The sequence below is a fragment of the Nonomuraea helvata genome, from assembly GCF_039535785.1.
Lineage (GTDB): Bacteria > Actinomycetota > Actinomycetes > Streptosporangiales > Streptosporangiaceae > Nonomuraea > Nonomuraea helvata.
Window position 1 is genome coordinate 1,235,692 of record NZ_BAAAXV010000009.1, and the last position, 17,541, is coordinate 1,253,232.

Here is a 17,541-nt window from a genome sequence, read left to right on the forward strand (position 1 = left end):
CGGGAGCCCGGGACCCTCGCGGTCTACGGGCTCCTCGCGTGTCATGGCTCGGTCATCCCCTCTTACCTTCGGTAAGGTCCGGTCCACTCTTCGGACAAGCCGCACTCCCGCGGCCGGATGTGTGACTACGTTCAGCGTTCGTCAGATCACCGAACTCGATCAGGGGACCTGAAGTGTCATCTCAGAAGATCCGGAGCATCATCGCGGTGGCCACGCTGACCGCGGGCGTCACCTGGCTGGCTGCGGCCCCCTCGACGGCGGACACCTGCAAGGGCACCCGGGTGACGGCCCGGACGACCGCCTCGTACTGCGGCACGCACATCGCGGCCGACGACACCCTCGGCGGCGGCAGCACGGCCGCCGACGAGAGCGAGAAGCTGGCCATGGCGGCCGGGGCGATGGCCGCGCAGCTCGGCCTGACCGGGCTCGCGACCGCGCGCGAGGCGCTGGGCGCGGCCGACATGGGCGGGCTGGCGGCGACCTGGGGCATGCCCTCCCCCGCGCTGCTCCCCGAGGTGCCCGAATCGCTGGAGATGCGGGATCTGGCCACCATGGCGCGGGTCCCCGCGCTGCCCGCCCTGCCCGAGGTGCCGTCGAAGCCGCTGGAGGTCAAGCTGCCCGAGCTGTCGCTCGGCAACGGCCCCTCCCACAACCGTTTCGCGGGCTCCGGCACCAAGCCGCCGACGAACCTGGCCAGGCCCGTGCAGGAGGTCAGGGCCGAGGTGGTCGACGGCCTGCTGCCCGAGACGGTGGAGAACCTCCAAGAGGCCTCGGTGCTGGCGGGCGGCCAGACCGCGGTGGCGGGCTTCTCCGGGCTGGCGCCGCAGCTGGGGCTGCGCTGAGCCACCTTGTCCGGGCGCTGATCGTGCCTGCCGCGCCCGGCATCCCCTAACCGAAGAGGCCGCGGCCACCCGCGGCCGCGGCCTCTTCGCCCCTGCTGCCTCGCGGTGGCGGGCCACGGCAGTCAGCGGTCGAGCCGCCCCGAGGCAGGCTTGTCCCGGGACCTGGCCCCGCCGTGCGACGTAGCCCTCAGGTCAGAAGGCAGTGCCGTCGGCGACGGCGCCGAGTCCCGGCGTCGGCCGGGCTCAGTGGACGAGCTCGTCCAGTTCGTCCTCAGGCAGCCCGAGATCGACCCGGATGCGGTAGCGGGTACGGAGGACCGCCACCTGCTCAGGGTCGTTCTCGTCGCATCCCAGGGCCGCCTGGGTGGCCCATTCGAGCCCTCCCTGGAGGTCCCCGTAGGCGACCAGCGTCTCGGCGATCGTGTGAGCGGTCGCCGTGGAGACGCCGCCCTCCGCGCGTATCGTCTCGATGACCTCCCTGGCCTCATCGGGCTGGTCGAGCTCGAAGAGCGTGTCTGCGATGCCGGCACGCGGGTCGAAGCCCGCCTCGCCGCCGTCCTCGACCGCGAGCTGGAAACACTCCATAGCCCGCGCCGGCTGGCCGGCCGCTCGCCATTCCTCGGCGGCGAGGACCAGGATGGACGCCCGGGAGACGTCGCCGGACGAATAGCCCAGCGCGACGTCGTATAGCCGACTGGCCAGGGAACTGTGGTCGTCGGCCAGTAGGGCCTGCTCAAGCAGACGATCAAGGTGCTCACGGGTCACATGCGCCACACCGCGAGACTACCGAGCCGCTCGGCCCTTTGCCCGGTCAATGCGCATCGCCGGTCAGACACAAATTCGGTAACCCCCCGTCCATCAGTGTTCACATTGAGCGTGTCTATGCAGGTGGCAGGGCATATACGAGTCGCTTTGCTGCTACGCGAGCAAGGGGGCTGTGATGGGCATGTCCAAGCAGACGACCTTCACCCTGGCCTGTGTCGTGGTGTTGTCGGCCCTTCTTCCCGGCGTGGCGGGCTATCTGTCGGCCCGCCTCGAGGCCCTCGAAGCAGCCGAGCGGAACCTCCAGGCCCTGGAGGCCAGACTCCATGTGCGCGAGGCGAGAGACACCCGCCCGGTCTCGTTCCCCGGCGGGCCATGCCTGCGAACGCCGGCCACCCCGCGCTTCCAGCAGGTGCCCGCGATCGCCCTCGGCGGGTACGGGAAGCGCCTGCCGGACTGGCTGGCCGGGCTGCTCAGGGAAGTCGGACGCTCCGCGCGGGACTAGCGGCGGACCAGGACTCCAGCTGCCGGGCCAGGAAGCCGCAGATCAGCTGCTTGGCCGCCGCGATGATCTCCGGCGAGCCGTCGGGGTCGCGGCGGAAGGCCAGCTTCAGTACGGCGTCGCCCGCCTCGACCGCCACCAGCACGGCCAGGTCGAGCTCGGGGCTGTCGGCCAGCCCGAACTCCTTGAGCAGCAGCCCGCGCAGCCGTCCCGCGATCACCGTGTTGTTGTCGGAGTCGGAGTCGAGCAGGTTGAGGTCCACGACGTCGCCGAAGTGGAGGCTCTTGAAGCCTGGAACGGTCCTGTGCATGTCGACGTACTCGTCGATGATCGCGTCGATGGCCTCCCACCAGCCGCGATATTCCTCCGCCAGGAACCTGCGGTCCACCCTGCGGACGAACTCCTCGACGTTGCGCCGGGTGAGCTCCTGGGTGACGGCCCGCTTGTCGGGGAAGAACTGGTAGATCGACCCGATCGCCACGCCGGCCCGCTCGGCTATGCGGGTGGTGGACAGCGCGTCGTATCCGGTCTCGTCGAGCAGCTGCGCGCACGCGTCGAGCATCCGCTCCACGCGCCGTGCGCTGCGGCGCTGCGCCGGCTGCCGCCTGAGTGCCTTGGGCTGGGCGCAATCATCATCCATTTGCGGCGAGGACACGGATTCATCTTCTCCCTTGGGAACGATCCTTACCGCCGATTTCCTCGATTTCTCATGATCCCGCTCCATCGCGCGAGTCCACGCATCGCGGCCGGCGAAACCCTGGACAGGGCATATCCGATTTGCCCTTCCAGGTTGACCGGCACAACGGCCTGATTTCTGTGTACGGCCCGCAGAACGTGGGCGGCCACCCGCTCGGCCGGATACCCGCGCCGCGCCAGGTCCCGCACGGCCTGTTCGCGCACGTCAGGCCCCACGTACGTGGCGTTGCGCGCGATCGGCGTGGAGACGAACCCCGGGCAGACGGCGGTGACCCCGATCCCGTGCCCGGCCAGCTCGGCCCTGAGGCAGTCGCTGAGCATCTTCACGGCCGCCTTGGAGGTCGAGTACGCGGGCAGCAGCCGCGACGGCGCGAACGCGGCCAGGGAGGCGATGTTGACGATGTGACCGCCCTCGCCGCGCTCGACCATGGCGGCGCCGAACAGCCGGCACCCGTGGATGACGCCCCACAGATTGACGTCGATGGTCCTGCGCCAGTCGTCCACCGTATGATCAAGAAAAGGCCCGGCGACGGCGATCCCGGCATTGTTCACCACAATGTCCGGCACGCCATATTGAGAGATGATATTTCGCGAAAAATCTTCCATTTGAGCGGCGTCGGAGACGTCAACCTGCGCCGCGTGCCCCGTACCCCCGAGGTCCTTGGCAAGGGCGTCGGCGGCCCGCGACGCGGCGGCGGCGTCGATGTCCGCGCACACCACCTCGGCCCCATGGGCGGCGAACGCCCGCGCGGTCGCCAGCCCTATCCCGGACCCCGCCCCCGTGACGACCACCCGCCGCCCCTCGAAGACCGCACCTGGTTCCACGCGCCGCATCTCGACCTCCTATTGGACGCCTCGTCCAGGAGCATAGATCGATCAGGGCCGCGCGGCCAGCCCGGCGCAGGTACGCAGCGCCTTCCAGTCCGTGATGGCCTGGGTGCGCGCGGGCCCCGTCATCGGAATGGGGATGCCTCCCTGGATGGTGGCCGGGGTCCAGCTGTCCTTCAGCACCTTCCGCCCGTTGATGGTCAGCGTCAGCACGCCGGTCCTGCCGGTGGTGCCGGGGGTGGAGTTGTAGAAGACGAAGTTGCCCATGCCGTAGTTGACGTACGCGTTGTCGAGATATCCGGACCCGAGCAGGATGTGCGCGTGTCCGCCGACCACCACGTCGGCGCCCGCCTGGACCAGCTTGGGAGCCAGCGAGAGCTGTGCCTGGTTCGGGCACTTCTGCATCTCGGTGCCCCAGTGCAGGTGGACGATCACGGTGTCGGAGTTCTTGCGCGCCTGCCGTACGGCCCGCAGCAGGCCGGCCTCGTCCTTGGCGGAGGCGAGCCCGCCCTTGTCCGGGGTGGCCGTCCACGCCTGGATGAACTCCGCGTCGAGCACCTGAGTGGCCCCGATGATCGACACCCTGTTGCCGTTCACGACCTTGCGGAACGGCTTGTACGCCTGCGCCGCGTCCTTCCCGATCCCCACCACGGGGAACTTGCTCGACCTGATGGCCGCCAGCGAGTCGGCCAGCCCGGTCTCCATGTAGTCCATGCCGTGGTTGTTCGCCATGGAGGCGACGTCGACCCCGGCCGCCTTCAGCGCGCCGAACGCGGTCGGCGGCGCCCTGAACGTGAACTGCTTCCCCGGCGCGGGCGTCCCCCCTGTGGTGATCGCCGTCTCGAGGTTCACCATGGCTAAGTCGGCCCTGCGCAGCACGCTCGCGATCGGCCCGAGCGCCGTGGCCGGGCTGGCGAGGCGCGTCCGCAGCCCTCCCTCGAAGTGCACGTCCCCACCGAAGGAGATCGTGTACGGCCGCCGCTTCGGCTTCGGCTTCGGCGTCGGGGACACGGCCGCCTGCTCGTCCACCTGCTTGCTCTGCGGCTCCTTCTCGGGTGCCGAGGAGCAGGCCATCAGAGACACGGCGACAGCGAACAACGGGAGGGCACGGGGGAATCTCATCTGCCGCCACTTCCGCTCGAATCCTGTCATTCAGGTCTCGAGCATCCCATGAAGGGGCGAACTACCGCTCAGGCGGTTACTTCTCCATCAATCTACGCATTGCATCCCGTGTGTGGTCGTCCATCGGCGTGTAGACGATGAGCCGGATCTCGAGGACGGCCGTGAGACTGGTCGTCCTGAAGCGCAGCTCCCCCATCTCCACGTGCTTGAACGCCTTCTCCCTCGGCCCCGGCTCGGCCACGTCCTGCCTGGCCCACATCCGCGCGAACTCGGGGCTCTCGGAGGCGAGCCGGCGGACGAAGTCCTGCCAGCACGGGTCGTCCGCGTGACGGCTGTAGGCGCCCCTGAAGACCGCGACGGCCCGCGAGAGCTCCTGGTCGCGGTTGAGCAGCCGGGTCGTGGGCTCGAGGTTCAGGCAGGTGTGCCAGAGCGAGTTCCGCTCGCCCTCGGGCGCGTTGACCAGCTCGGGCCAGAGCGTGGCGTACGCGGCGTTCCAGGCCAGGGCGTCGCACCGGCTGTTGGCCACGCACGCGGGCATGTCACCGAGCCGGTCGAGGATCTCCTGCATCTCGGGCGTCACGTGGCCCGGGGCCTGGCCGATCGGCTCCGCGTGCCCGGCCAGCCGGTAGAGGTGCAGGCGCTCGGCGCTGTCGAGCCGGAGCGTGCGGGAGATGGCGTCCAGCACCTGGGTGCTCGCGTTGATCGGGCGGCCCTGCTCCAGCCACGTGTACCAGGTCACGCCCACGCCGGCGAGCTGGGCGACCTCCTCGCGCCGCAGGCCGGGAGTGCGCCTGCGCGGGCCCGGGGCGAAGTCGACCATCTCCGGCGTGATCCGCTCGCGACGGGTCCGCAGGAAAGCCGACAGATCGGTACGCCTTGCTTCTGTCACGCTCATACCTCCACTATGGAGCGAAGCGGCAGCGCTTAACCAGTTACTGCCAATACCAGTATAAAGGGGCTCTCGTTACTGGTACTGGCTGCCCGGCAAACTGAACTACATGACCCAAACTGCCGCTATCACCCCTCCTGTGGAGACCAAGCCGCAGCGAGAGGCACGAGCCAGCGGCCTGCTCCTTGCGATCATCCTCGTGGGGCAGTTCCTGGCCATCCTGAACGTCAACATCGTCAACGTGGCCACCCCGACCATCGAGGCCGACCTGCACTCCTCAGGCGCGGGGCTGCAGATGATCGTCGCCGGATACACCATTGTCTATGCCGTCTTACTGATCACCGGAGCCAGGGTCGGCGACCTGTTCGGCTACCGCAACGCGTTCCTGGGCGGGCTCACGCTGTTCACCCTCACCACGCTGGGCGCGGGCCTGGCGCCCTCCACCGGCTGGCTGGTCGCCTTCCGCCTGCTCCAGGGCTCCGGGGCGGCGTTGATGATGCCGCAGGTGCTGACCTTGATCCAGCGTAACTACCAGGGCGCGGCCAGGGGCCGGGCGATCGGCCTGTGGTCCCTGACGGTCAGCGGCGGCATCGTGATCGGCCAGGCGCTCGGCGGGATCCTGCTGGGCATGGGCGCGGGCTGGCGCATCGTGTTCCTGGTGCTGGTCCCCGTCGGCGCGCTGCTGCTCGCGGCCGGCCTGAAGGTGCTGCCGGCCGACCGCGGCGGCGGCAAGACCGGCCTCGACCCGTGGGGCCTGGTGTCCCTGTCGGCCGCCGTGCTCCTGCTCGTGGTGCCGATGGTGCTGGGCCGCGAACTCGGGTGGCCGCTGTGGGGCTGGATCTCCATGGGGCTGAGCGTGGTGATGTTCGCGGCGTTCGTCCGCATCGAACGGTGGGTGACCGCGAGCGGCGGCCGTCCGCTGGTGAACGCCCAGGTGCTGCGCGCGCCCGGCATGCGGCCGGGGCTGGCGGTCCTGCTGTTCGGCCCGGCGACCTGGGGCGCGTTCCTGTTCACCTCGGCCCTGCACCTGCAGGGAGAGCTGCACCTGACGCCGCTGGCCTCGGGCATGATGCTGGTGCCGTGCGCGCTGGCCTTCGGCCTCGTCGGGCTGGGCTGGCCGAAGCTGCCCGTACGCCTGCAGCGCCCGCTGGTGCCCTTCGGCTACGTGGTGGCCGCCCCCGCCTACCTGGGCCTCGGGCTCGCCGCCGGCGGCGGTGTCCCGTACGCGATCATGAGCGCCCTCGTCGGCGCCGGCCTCGGCGTGCAGGTCGCGGTGACCAACATGGCGACCGAGCAGGTGGACGGCCAGTACGCGGCGGACGCGAGCGGCGCGCTGCTCACCGTGATGCAGCTCGGGCAGGTCATCGGCGTCTCCACGGTGGGAACGCTGTTCATCACGCTGAGCCAGGGCCACGGGACCGTCTCCGCCGCCCTGATGTCCGCCATCGCCATGGCCGGCCTGGCCGTGGTGGCGGGGTTGAGCTCGATCTTCCTCGTACGGCGCCGCGTACCGGCAGCCGCCCAGGACCTGGACATCTCCTGAACCAGGGTGGCGCGTCCTCCCTCCAAAGAGCGACGCGCCACAACCTGATCATCAGCCCTTCCAGCCCATCCACACCATCAGCCCGGCTGCTACCACGATGACCATGACCGGGAGCACGAACTTGGTCCACACGTGGGAGTGGATCCAGTTGCCTAAGCGCCGGAGCCGCCGGAATCGTTTCTTGAGCGTCGTGCAGTAGGGGTGGATCACCTGCGCCACCCCGTTTCGCAAGTCCTGCGGCACCTGGTGGTACGCGCAGACCTCGACCTCCACCGTCCGCGTGTCACGAACTCCGCAGATCTGGAGTTGCCAGTCCCCAACTGGCCGGCCATTGTTCGTCGGCCCTAAGATCAGCACGACGTTTCGCGCCTGATGGTCGGCGAGAGCGTCGGTCAGATTCGCGCACGGAATAACCCGTGGGCCATCGATCTCGATTTCCACGTCATACGACGTGTCTGGCACCGTGTTCAAAAACCGCGCGATCTGGAGCAGGCAGCGATTTTGCGATCCACGGTCGGGGAGAGTCCATTTTTCCATGCCATCTCCCTGGCAGAAACCGGAGAGTAAAAAGGGAAATGTGACGGCATGGGGACGCGCGTTCATGACAAGCTGTGGGTGACCCGCACTCCTCGGAAAAGCGGATCCGGTGCGGCCTTGATCAAAGGCGGACCGAGCTTGCACATCCTGGCTCGGCTTGCCATGATGTGCAGGTTTCTGCGCCTGCCACGGTAGGCGATGTGAGTGATGGGGCGCGTCCACTGCCTCTTCGGTAACGGCCCTGGCCGACTTGCTGGCACAAGGACACCAGGGCCGTTCATCACGCGTTGACAGCCAGTGTGTCCGGATCGAATTCGCCCTCGCGCACCCCGGCTGTGAAGGCGGCCCACTCGGCCTGGGTGAAGACCAGGACAGGTCCGTCCTGGACCTTGCTATCCCTTAGCGCGACATTGCCGTCGGCCAGGGGGGCAACCTCAACGCACGTCGATGCGCCGTTGCAGAAGGTGCTCTTCCGCCAGGCCGCCGTCGTAGTGTGGTCGTACATTTTCTCCCCAAATGCGCAAAGAGGCCCCATTGCCTCTTTTGAGGTTTCGTCGTCAACGTCGCCATAGCATGGCTTTACGCTGTATAAGGACTCGTGATTCGTCCTCATCCAAGGCCTCCGACCGGATGTTGTCGAAAGCCGTCTCGTAGCCGGCTACTCGTTCGAGATCTTCGACGAAGTTGGCACTATACAGCTGTTCCAGGTACACAACATCATCAAATGCGGAAAACTTCAGGTGAATAAATGCACCGGTGTTGACCGGATGAAGTGCGTCCAGGGTGAGGACTTGGACGCTGACGTGCGGCAGAAGTGAGATCTCCAGAAGATGCTCCATCTGCTCACGCATCACCGCGGGTTCGCCGAACCTGCGCATCAGCGCCGACTCGTCGAGCACCACATTGAGAACGCACGCGTGAGCCCTGTGGAGCACACGTTGCTGCCTGTCGAGCCGGGCCTCGACCCGGCTCCTGACGCCGCTGTGCGTGATGCGCGAGATGCCGCGAGTCGCCAGGATCACTTCTCTGGCATAGTCCTCCGTCTGCAGAAGGCCCGGCACGACCTGGGGTTCCCAGTTGCGCTGATGAGTGGCCTCTGCCTCCAGCCCGAGGAATCTTGTGTACTCCCCAGGCAGGGCGTCTTCGTAATCTTCCCACCACCCCCGCTGCTCCGCATCTCGCAACAGGCCGAAGAGTTCGTCAAGTTTCGGCCCGTCGAGGTGATAGAGCTCCGCCATGGCCTTGATGTCGTCGGCGCTCGGCATCGTCTTGGCCGCCTCGATCCGGCTGACCTTGCTCGCTGACCAGCCGAGCTCCCTGGCCGCTCTGGCCCCCGTGAGCGATCTCCGCTCCCGGAGAAGCCGCAGCTCCTGACCCAGCCGGAGCCTGCGCACTGTCGGACTGCCCTGCTGCGATGGCACCGTCCACTCTCCTTGTCGGGAATGAAGGTGTGGCGGGAAGGGGTCGTTTAGGGCCCGGCTTTCTGGGCCGTTCGCGCTCAATCTTACACTGCAAGTTGCACGTGGCGTGTCGCACAGCCTTGCCAGAAGGCTTTCATGAGGGGAGCCTAGGGGCAAGACAAACTCCATGTAGGGGTGGGTCAAGGGCGGAACTTCTCCCGCCGAAGGCTCGGGGCGACACTTGTCGTGCAAGTTGCACGGCAAGTGTGAAGAAACTTAAATCTTCCCTTGCTCCACGTATTGCAGCATTGCTCACCCAGGGGGACGATCGGTTACAGGAAGGCTCTTGGATGTGAGGAGGCCGCGCATGACGACACGGCCGTACGCGTCGGGCCTTCCCTCGATGATCGCGCGGCCCCGTGCGGGCCGCCTCGCCGGCAACGTCGCCGTCCCGGAAACGAAACTCTGTGCCAGGGAGGCCACTTGCCGGAAGGATCTCGGAATCGCCTGAAGAACTCAGCGACACTCCGCTCGTTCGAGCATGAAAAAAGCCGGACCGCGACTGATCACCAGCGCGCCGCATTTGGGCTGCCACCCTGCGGCGAGACCGGTCGTCAGCCGTCGGCCCGGCAAAGAAGCCACCTCTGAAAATGCCGCGAAAGGGGTCTTCTCATGTACTCACAAGGTACCAAGGGACTCGCTCGAATCAAGTCCCGGATCCAGGAACTCATGGCATGGGCCGATCGCGAAATCTGCATGGAGCCGGACGAATTCGCGCACCACATCGGCTGGACCGTGAGCAGGACGGGGTTCGGTTCGCGTCGCTACCGCGACCCACGTTTCGACCAGCTCAGCGTGCCGCACCGCGTGACGGAGGAGGTGTCCTGACGTGCCGAGGAACCCGCGTAACCAGATCTACCCGGCCAACGAGGACCTTCCAGCCCCCGGGCGCGGCGGGCTGCCGGCCAGGCTCTGGCGCATCCGTACCGAGCTGATACTGCTCTCCGCGCTGGCGCTGCTCACGCTGACCCTGCACGGCGCCACGCAGGAGGGCAGGTGGTGGCCGTACGTCCTGTTGACCAGCGCCGTCTCCGTGCCGGTCGCCACCAGGACGGGACGCAACTGGGTGGTGGCCCACTTCTGGTGCGTGGTCTCCAGGCACCGCCTGCAGCGGGTGTGCCTGGAGACGACGATGCACACCAGGGCGGGGCGGATCCCGCTAGTGCTCTGGATCACGCCGACGACCACGGGCGAGAAGGCGCTGATCATGACCAGGGCCGGCATCTGCGCCGAGGAGTTCGAGGCGTACAGCGAGGAGATCGCGGCGGCCTGCTGGGCCAGGAGCGTGAACGTCTACCGGCACCGCCGGCGGGCCCAGTTCGTGATCGTGGAGATCGTCAGGCGCGACGAGGTCCCCGGAGCGGCCTCTCCCGGCCTGGACCGGCTGTACGGCAGACGAGCCTGGGTCTCGGTCAGACCCGATCTCGAGGAGCCGCCTGATCTGCCGAGAAAGGTCGCGCTGGCGCAGGCGGGCTAGGGAGCTAGGGGAATCCGGGACATTCCCCTGGGCGGGAAGCCCCGGAGACCGCGGGGGCTCCGGGGCTTCCCCATGCGCCGGGGACGGGCCAAGATGAGTTCATCGGGCGAACTCAGGAGTCGTGATGACGTCGACCGTCCACCGGACCTGTCCCCTCTGCGAGGCCGTCTGCGGCCTGACGCTCACCCTTGACGAGGGCGGGCACGTGACCAGCGTCCGCGGCGACAAGGACGATCCGTTCAGCAAGGGGTTCATCTGCCCGAAGGGCGCCAGCCTCGGCCGGCTCGACGAGGACCCCGACCGGCTGCGCAAGCCGCTGATCAGGGAGGGCGACCTCTGGCGCGAGGCCGGCTGGGAGGAGGCGTTCGCCGCCGTGAAAGCGGCCCTCGACCGGGTCGCCGACCGCCGTTCGGTCGCGGTCTACCTCGGCAACCCGAACGCGCACACCATGGCGGGCGCCCTGTACAGCGCGCCGCTGATCAAGTCGCTCGGCACCCGCAACGTCTACACCGCCAGCACCGCCGACCAGATGCCCAAGCATGTGGCGAGCGGGCTCATGTTCGGGCATCCGCTGGCCATCGCGGTCCCCGACCTGGACAGGACCGACTACCTGCTGATGCTGGGGGCCAACCCGGTGGAGTCCAACGGCTCGGTGTGCACCGCGCCCGACTTCCCCGGACGGCTGAAGGCACTGCGCCGGCGCGGTGGGCGGCTCGTGGTGGTGGACCCGCGCCGCACCCGGACGGCCGCCCTGGCCGACGAGCATGTCTTCGTGCGCCCGGGGACGGACGCGTACCTGCTGTTCGGCATCGTCCACGTGCTGTTCGCCGAGGACCTGGTCACGCTGTCCGCTGTGATAGATCCGCAGCGAAGCGAGGACATCCGTCACAGCACTCCGAGCGGAGCTCGGCCAGACTACGCAGTCAACGGGCTGGACGAGGTCCGCGAGGCGGCCAAGCACTTCCCGCCCGAGTCGGTCTCCCGGCGCACCGGAGTGCCCGCCGAGATGATCGTGCGGCTGGCCAGGGAGCTGGCGGGAGCGCGTACGGCCGCCGTCTACGCCAGGATCGGCACCTGCACGGCCGAGTTCGGCACGCTGGCCCAGTGGCTCGTGGACGTGCTGAACGTGCTCACCGGCAACCTCGACCGACCGGGCGGCGCCATGTTCCCCAAGCCCGCCACCGAGTTCGGGGCCCGGCGAGGGAGCGCCGTCGCCTGGAGGAGCGGCGGGAGCGAAGCGACCAGAGTGGGGGAAGGCGACGGCATCCGGGCGACCGAGCCCGCCTCACGGAGTGAGGCCATGAACACGCGCAGGCCGTACACGGTCGGAAGGTGGAAGAGCCGCGTCAGGGGGCTGCCCGAGACCAACGGCGAGCTGCCCGTTGCCACGCTGGCCGACGAGATCGAGACGCCCGGCGAAGGGCAGGTCACGTTCCTGGTCACGGTGGCGGGCAACCCCGTGCTGTCGGCGCCCCACGGGGACAGGCTGGACTCGGCCTTCGCCCGGCTCGACTTCATGGTGAGCGTGGACCCGTACCTCAACGAGACCACCAGGCACGCGAACGTCATCCTGCCGCCCCCGCGCATGCTGCAGTCGGGCCACTACGACTTCGCGCTGCTCGGGCTCGCGGTACGGAACTACGCGCGGTACTCACCGCCCCTGCTGCCACTGGACGGGCAGCCGTCCGAGGCCGAGATCCTGGCCAGGCTGGCCATGATCGCCTCTGGGCTGGAAGGGGACCTGGACGAGTTCGTCATCGGCGAGACGCTGCGCAAGGCCACCGAGACACCCGGTTCGGGCGTCGAGGGGCGGGACGTGGCGGAGCTGCGTGCCGAGCTGCACGGCGAGACGGGCAGCGAGCGCCGGCTCGACCTCATGCTCAGGCTCGGCCCCTACGGCGAGTGGGCCGGCAAGGGCGACCTGTCGCTGCGCAAGCTGCTCGACAACCCGCACGGCCTGGACCTCGGGCCGCTGGAGCCGAGGCTGGACGAGGTGCTGAAGACCCACTCGGGGTTGGTCGAGCTGGCACCGCCGCAGATCGTCGAGGACGTGGAGCGGCTGCGCGGCAGGCTGGACGAGGAGCCGCCGGAGATCGTCCTGATCGGGCGGCGCCACCTGCGCTCCAACAACAGCTGGCTGCACAACGTCGGCCCGCTGGTCGGCGGCAGCAACACCTGCACGCTGCAGATCAACCCGGCCGACGTGGCCAGGCTCGGGCTGGACGGCGAGGCGGTGGTCCGCTCCGCGACCGGAGAGGTCACGGTGCCGATCGAACCCACCGACACGATCATGCCGGGCGTGGTCAGCCTGCCGCACGGATGGGGGCATCGGGGCAGTGCACAGAGCGTGGCCGCCGAGCACGCCGGGGTCAGCGTCAACACGCTCACGGACGAATCCGCCATTGACGTTCTGAGTGGTAACGCGGTGTTCAACGGAGTTCCGGTCACGATTTCACCAACTGGGGTGATCATCGCACATTAAGGTGTCGCGCGTGACTATCGCGCCAGAAGAGGACCGGCTGAACACCCAGATCGCCTTCGCCATCGAGATCGACAAGCTGAAGCGGATCATCCGCCGCAACCACCTGATAGACGGCTCGCGGCGGGAGAACACCGCAGAGCACTCCTGGTACGTGGGCACGCTGGCGATGGTCCTCGGCGAGCATGCCCCGCCGGGGACCGACCTCCAGCGGGTTGTCGCCATGCTGCTGGTGCACGACCTGGTCGAGATCGACGCCGGTGACACGTTCATCTACGACCCGGTGGAGGTGGCAGCGCAGCCGGACGCCGAGCGCGTCGCCGCGGACCGCATTTTCGGCCTGCTCCCTCCCGACCAGGGCAGCTGGATGCGTGAGCTCTGGGACGAGTTCGAGGCCAGGAAGACGCCGGAGGCCAGATTCGCCAAGGCGCTCGACCGTTTCGCCCCGATCCTGGCCAACCACCACACCGAGGGCGGCACGTGGCCGCTGTTCAAGGTCAAGGCCGCCCAGGTCAGGGAGAAGGTGCGGATCATCGAGGAGGGCTCACCGTCGCTCGGCGCGTATGCTCTGGAGCTGGTCGAACTCTCCGTGGCCAGGGGCCACCTGTCCGAGTGATCCCCACATGGGTGGGGTAGGGGACTTGTCGTGAAAGAGGAAGTGCGAGCTAAACGTCGGCAGTTGCGGGCTCTCGCCGGGCCGGTCGCTCTCGCCGATCGGCTCGAGAAATCCAAGGTCTTCGACACGCCGGTCAGGGTGCTGGCCAAGGCGGTACGCCAGCGCATCCGTCCGGGCCTGCTCCGCGACGTGCTGCATGGCGTCCCCACGGGCAAACCGCTGCACCCGCCGCTGGCCACGATCAGCCTGGGCTGCTGGCTGTCCGCGGGCCTGCTCGACCTGACCGAGGGCGACCCCAAGGCCACTCGCATGCTGCTGGCCACCGGCATCGCCAACGCGCTGCCGACGGCCGCGGCCGGGCTGACGGACTGGTCCTCTCTTCACCGTGAGCAGCAGCGGGTGGGCTTCGTCCACATGGTGTCCAACGTGACCGCGCTCGGCCTGTTCACCGCCTCCCTGCTGGCCCGGCTGCGGGGACGCGAGCGGGTGGGCCGCACACTGACCATGGCCGGGCTCGGGATGGCCGGGCTCGGCGGCTATCTCGGCGGCCACATGGCCTACCGGCAGGCGGCCGGGGCCAACCACGCCCCGCAGATCGCCCACCTCGTGCCGCTGGGCTGGCACGACCTGTGCCTGCTCAGGGACCTGCCGGACGGCCGACCCGTGGCGCGGCGCCTCGGCTACATCCAGCTCTTCGTGCTGCGCCAGGGCGAGGCCGTGACCGTGCTCGCCGACCGGTGCCCGCACCTGGCCGGCCCGCTGCACCAGGGCAGGCTGGTCATCGAGAACGGGGAGGCCTGCGTGGTCTGCCCGTGGCACGGCAGCACGTTCAGGCTGGACGACGGCTCCGTGCGGCACGGGCCCGCGACCGCGCCCGCGCCCATGTTCGAGACGCGGATCCGGCGTGACGGCACGATCCAGGTACGGCCCGGCTTGACCTGAAGTTCGCTTGAGGTCTTACCGTCGGCCCCATGAGCACGATTCTTGTGACCGGCGCGACCGGCAATGTCGGCAGGCATGTGACGTCCCAGCTCGCGGAGGCCGGATTGGAGGTGCGGGCGCTCGTCAGGGACCCCGAGCGCGCGCGGTTGCCGGAACGGGTCGAGGTGGTACGCGGCGACCTGACCGATCCCGGGACGCTCGAGCCCGCGCTGAAAGACGTGGAGAGCATGTTCCTGCTCTGGCCCGCGTTCACGGCCGACCATGCGGCGCAGGTGGTCACGGCCGTCGCGGAGCACGCGCGGCGCGTGGTGTACCTGTCGGCGAACGTGCCGGACGAGCCGCCGACGCACTACCACGAGATCGAACGGCTGATCCGGCACTCGGGACTGGGCTGGACGTTCCTGCGGCCCGGCGGCTTCGCGGCCAACACGCTGGGCTGGGCGGACCAGGTCAGGCAGGGCGTGGTGCGCTGGCCGTACGGGCAGGCCGTGAGGGCCTTGATCCACGAGAGGGACATCGCGGCGGTGGCCGTGCACGTGCTCACCTCGGCGGGCCACAACGGCGCCACGTACGTGCTCAGCGGCCCGGAGCAGCTGACCCAGGCCGAGCAGGCACGCGTGATCGGCGAGGCGGTCGGTCGCGAGGTGCGCTGGGAGGAGCTGCCGGCGGACGTGGCCCGCGAGCAGCTCATGGCGGCCTGGGGCGACCCCGGCTTCGTCGACGGCGCGCTGAAGGCGTGGGCGAGCCTCGTGACGGCCCCGGAGCCGGTCACCGACACGGTGGAGCGGCTGCTCGGCAGGCCGGCGCTGACGCTCGGCGAGTGGGCCCGCGACCACGCCTCGGACTTCAGTTGACCTCGCCGGCCGGATGCTCCACGAGGGCGAGGATGCGGTTGGACATGAACCGCGCCGTGCGCACCGCCGTGCCGCCGCGGGTGACCTCGCTCACCTCGACGAGCCCCCGCCGGGTGGTCACCTCGACCCTCCGGCCGGCGCGGGTGGCCCTGATCTCGTAAGTACGCGGCGTTCCCCCGGCATCGATGACGATCTCCACCCGATCACCCTTCATGTACGTATTCATACCCATATGGGTTGAGAATTATCCGTACACCAGTACGAAAATGGCCGCAATTCCCACACACACGATCACCCCCCGCAGCACGGGCGCCGGGATGCGCCGGCCCAGCCTGGCGCCCAGGAACCCGCCCGCCACCGCCCCCAGCGCGACCCCTGCCACGGCGAGCCAGTCCACGTGCGCGACCAGCACGAACAGCACCGCGGCCACGGCGTTCACGATGAGCGCGAGCACGTTCTTGGCGGCGTTCACCCGCTGCAGGTCCTCGTCGAGGAAGCTGCCGAGCAGCCCGATCAGCAGCACGCCCTGGGCCGCCCCGAAGTACCCGCCGTAGACGCCCGCGGCCAGCACCCAGAGCCAGAGCGCCACGCCGCCGTGCGGGTGCGCGTGCCCACGCCGCCCGGCCAGCCACCGGTTGAGCATGGGCTGCACCAGGACCAGCACGCAGGCCAGCGCGATCAGCGCGACGACGACCACATGGAACACGCCGGGGTCCAGGAACAGCAGCAGGATCCCGCCGATCAGCGCCCCCAGCGCCGAGGCCAGACCCAGCCGCAGCAGGCGCTCGCGCTGCCCCTGGAGCTCGGGACGGTAGCCGTGCGCGGCCGTGAACGAGCCGGGCACGAGGCCGATGGTGTTGGAGACGTTGGCGGTGACGGGATCGACGCCCACGGCGATCAGCGTGGGGAACGTGATCAGCGAGCCGGACCCGACGACGGCGTTGACCGCACCCGCCAGCACACCGGCCGCGCAGACCGCGACCAGCTCCCACCCCGTCACGAACCCTCCCTCTGCTACTCCGAGCTCTTGGGGGGTGTGAAGAGGCCGCCGAGGTTCTCCAGGACCTTGCCCATCTCCGACGGGACGATCCAGATCTTATTGGCGTCGCCCTTGGCGATCTCGGGCAGGGTCTGCAGGTACTGGTAGGCGAGGAGGTGCTGGTCCGGCCTGCCCTCGTGGATGGCCCTGAACACCATGCCGATCGCGTCCGCCTGCCCCTTGGCGCGCATGGCCTGCGCCTCGGCCTCCGCCTGCGCGCGGAGCACGGCCGCCTCCGCCTCGCCGCGGGCCCGCAGCACCGACGCCTGCTTCTCGCCCTCCGCCTGCAGGATGGCCGCCTGGCGCTGCCCCTCGGCGGTCAGCACGGCGGCGCGCTTGTCGCGGTCGGCGCGCATCTGCTTCTCCATCGAGTCCTGGATGGAGGCGGGCGGGTCGATGGCCTTGAGCTCGACCCGGTTGACGCGGATGCCCCACTTGCCGGTCGCCTCGTCGAGCACGCCGCGCAGCGCGGTGTTGATGTCCTCGCGCGAGGTCAGCGTGCGTTCCAGGTCCATGCCGCCGACCACGTTGCGCAGCGTGGTGACCGTGAGCTGCTCGACGCCGATCAAGAAGTTCGCGATCTCGTACGTGGCCGCCTTCGGATTGGTCACCTGGAAGTAGATGACGGTGTCGATGGACACGACGAGGTTGTCGGAGGTGATGACCGGCTGCGGCGGGAACGACACCACCTGCTCCCGCAGGTCGATCATGTCCTTGATGCGGTCGATGAACGGCACCACGAGGTTGAGCCCCGGGGTCAGCGTCCTGTGATAGCGGCCGAGGCGCTCGATGATGGCGGCCGTGGCCTGCGGGATGATGCGGACCGTGCGGGCCACCCCGAAGCCCACCACCGCGACCACGACCAGGGCGACGATGAGCTGCTCGACGGACATGGCGACGCTCCGAAGCCGAGGGGACCGACTCCGTGGATCCTATTTCCTTTCAGCCCGGGG

The 17,541-nt window shown here is 68.9% G+C and carries 20 protein-coding genes; 9 read left to right on the forward strand and 11 right to left on the reverse strand.

Annotated elements, in window-relative coordinates; all coding sequences use genetic code 11:
- Positions 1-173 precede the first annotated feature (173 nt).
- Positions 174-842 (forward strand): hypothetical protein, encoded by a 669-nt coding sequence (locus ABD830_RS38625; RefSeq protein WP_344998686.1) that lies wholly within the window; start codon positions 174-176, stop codon positions 840-842.
- A 243-nt stretch (positions 843-1,085) separates the two neighbouring features.
- Here ABD830_RS38625 and ABD830_RS38630 read toward each other — a convergent pair whose 3' ends face one another.
- Positions 1,086-1,616, reverse strand: coding sequence for a hypothetical protein (locus ABD830_RS38630; protein WP_344998688.1), 531 nt, complete (start codon positions 1,614-1,616; stop codon positions 1,086-1,088).
- A 172-nt stretch (positions 1,617-1,788) separates the two neighbouring features.
- Here ABD830_RS38630 and ABD830_RS38635 point away from each other — a divergent pair, with 172 nt between their 5' ends.
- Positions 1,789-2,109, forward strand: a complete 321-nt coding sequence (locus tag ABD830_RS38635) for a hypothetical protein (protein ID WP_344998691.1) — start codon at positions 1,789-1,791, stop codon at positions 2,107-2,109.
- Here the strand turns inward: ABD830_RS38635 and ABD830_RS38640 are convergent.
- The 4 genes from ABD830_RS38640 to ABD830_RS38655 form a co-directional block, all read right to left on the reverse strand.
- On the reverse strand, positions 2,078-2,746 hold the full coding sequence (locus ABD830_RS38640; RefSeq protein WP_344998693.1) for a TetR/AcrR family transcriptional regulator: 669 nt from the start codon (positions 2,744-2,746) through the stop codon (positions 2,078-2,080). The genes ABD830_RS38635 and ABD830_RS38640 overlap by 32 nt on opposite strands.
- Before the next feature lie 44 nt (positions 2,747-2,790).
- Complete coding sequence (locus ABD830_RS38645) at positions 2,791-3,636, reverse strand: SDR family NAD(P)-dependent oxidoreductase (protein ID WP_344998695.1); 846 nt, start codon at positions 3,634-3,636, stop codon at positions 2,791-2,793.
- Between the two features lie 42 nt (positions 3,637-3,678).
- On the reverse strand, positions 3,679-4,752 hold the full coding sequence (locus tag ABD830_RS38650; RefSeq protein ID WP_344998698.1) for a CapA family protein: 1,074 nt from the start codon (positions 4,750-4,752) through the stop codon (positions 3,679-3,681).
- A 76-nt stretch (positions 4,753-4,828) separates the two neighbouring features.
- Entirely contained in the window at positions 4,829-5,641 is an 813-nt protein-coding gene (locus ABD830_RS38655; protein ID WP_344998700.1) for a helix-turn-helix transcriptional regulator, read from the reverse strand.
- Positions 5,642-5,750: 109 nt separating this feature from the next.
- On the opposite strand from ABD830_RS38655, the gene ABD830_RS38660 reads away from it, so the two are divergent.
- Entirely contained in the window at positions 5,751-7,184 is a 1,434-nt protein-coding gene (locus ABD830_RS38660) for an MFS transporter (RefSeq protein WP_344998701.1), read from the forward strand.
- Positions 7,185-7,235: 51 nt separating this feature from the next.
- Here the strand turns inward: ABD830_RS38660 and ABD830_RS38665 are convergent, their stop codons facing one another.
- From ABD830_RS38665 to ABD830_RS38675, 3 genes are all read right to left on the reverse strand, one after another.
- Positions 7,236-7,721 (reverse strand): hypothetical protein, encoded by a 486-nt coding sequence (locus tag ABD830_RS38665; protein WP_344998703.1) that lies wholly within the window; start codon positions 7,719-7,721, stop codon positions 7,236-7,238.
- Positions 7,722-8,001: 280 nt separating this feature from the next.
- Complete coding sequence (locus ABD830_RS38670) at positions 8,002-8,226, reverse strand: DUF397 domain-containing protein (RefSeq protein WP_344998705.1); 225 nt, start codon at positions 8,224-8,226, stop codon at positions 8,002-8,004.
- 52 nt (positions 8,227-8,278) lie between these two features.
- Positions 8,279-9,142 carry a helix-turn-helix domain-containing protein gene (locus ABD830_RS38675; RefSeq protein ID WP_344998707.1) on the reverse strand — a complete coding sequence of 288 codons (864 nt, stop codon included), beginning with the start codon at positions 9,140-9,142 and terminating at the stop codon, positions 8,279-8,281.
- Positions 9,143-9,850: 708 nt separating this feature from the next.
- Here ABD830_RS38675 and ABD830_RS38680 point away from each other — a divergent pair.
- From ABD830_RS38680 to ABD830_RS38705, 6 genes are all read left to right on the forward strand, one after another.
- Positions 9,851-10,009, forward strand: coding sequence for a hypothetical protein (locus tag ABD830_RS38680; protein WP_344998709.1), 159 nt, complete (start codon positions 9,851-9,853; stop codon positions 10,007-10,009).
- Between the two features lies 1 nt (position 10,010).
- The gene (locus ABD830_RS38685; RefSeq protein ID WP_344998711.1) at positions 10,011-10,658 is read left to right on the forward strand and encodes a hypothetical protein; all 648 of its coding nucleotides are present in this window, start codon (positions 10,011-10,013) and stop codon (positions 10,656-10,658) included.
- Positions 10,659-10,782: 124 nt separating this feature from the next.
- Positions 10,783-13,140 carry a molybdopterin-dependent oxidoreductase gene (locus ABD830_RS38690; protein ID WP_344998713.1) on the forward strand — a complete coding sequence of 786 codons (2,358 nt, stop codon included), beginning with the start codon at positions 10,783-10,785 and terminating at the stop codon, positions 13,138-13,140.
- Position 13,141: 1 nt separating this feature from the next.
- Complete coding sequence (locus ABD830_RS38695; protein ID WP_344998715.1) at positions 13,142-13,753, forward strand: HD domain-containing protein; 612 nt, start codon at positions 13,142-13,144, stop codon at positions 13,751-13,753.
- Between the two features lie 42 nt (positions 13,754-13,795).
- Positions 13,796-14,695 carry a Rieske (2Fe-2S) protein gene (locus ABD830_RS38700; RefSeq protein WP_344998717.1) on the forward strand — a complete coding sequence of 300 codons (900 nt, stop codon included), beginning with the start codon at positions 13,796-13,798 and terminating at the stop codon, positions 14,693-14,695.
- Positions 14,696-14,724: 29 nt separating this feature from the next.
- Complete coding sequence (locus ABD830_RS38705) at positions 14,725-15,549, forward strand: NAD(P)H-binding protein (RefSeq protein WP_344998719.1); 825 nt, start codon at positions 14,725-14,727, stop codon at positions 15,547-15,549.
- Here ABD830_RS38705 and ABD830_RS38710 read toward each other — a convergent pair.
- The 3 genes from ABD830_RS38710 to ABD830_RS38720 are packed head-to-tail and all read right to left on the reverse strand — an operon-like array spanning position 15,542 to position 17,481.
- On the reverse strand, positions 15,542-15,763 hold the full coding sequence (locus ABD830_RS38710; protein ID WP_344998721.1) for a hypothetical protein: 222 nt from the start codon (positions 15,761-15,763) through the stop codon (positions 15,542-15,544). The two genes, ABD830_RS38705 and ABD830_RS38710, sit on opposite strands and share 8 nt — an antisense overlap.
- A 30-nt stretch (positions 15,764-15,793) precedes the next feature.
- Positions 15,794-16,549 (reverse strand): sulfite exporter TauE/SafE family protein, encoded by a 756-nt coding sequence (locus tag ABD830_RS38715; protein WP_344998723.1) that lies wholly within the window; start codon positions 16,547-16,549, stop codon positions 15,794-15,796.
- Positions 16,550-16,563: 14 nt separating this feature from the next.
- Complete coding sequence (locus ABD830_RS38720) at positions 16,564-17,481, reverse strand: SPFH domain-containing protein (protein WP_344998725.1); 918 nt, start codon at positions 17,479-17,481, stop codon at positions 16,564-16,566.
- Between the last annotated feature and the right edge of the window lie 60 nt (positions 17,482-17,541).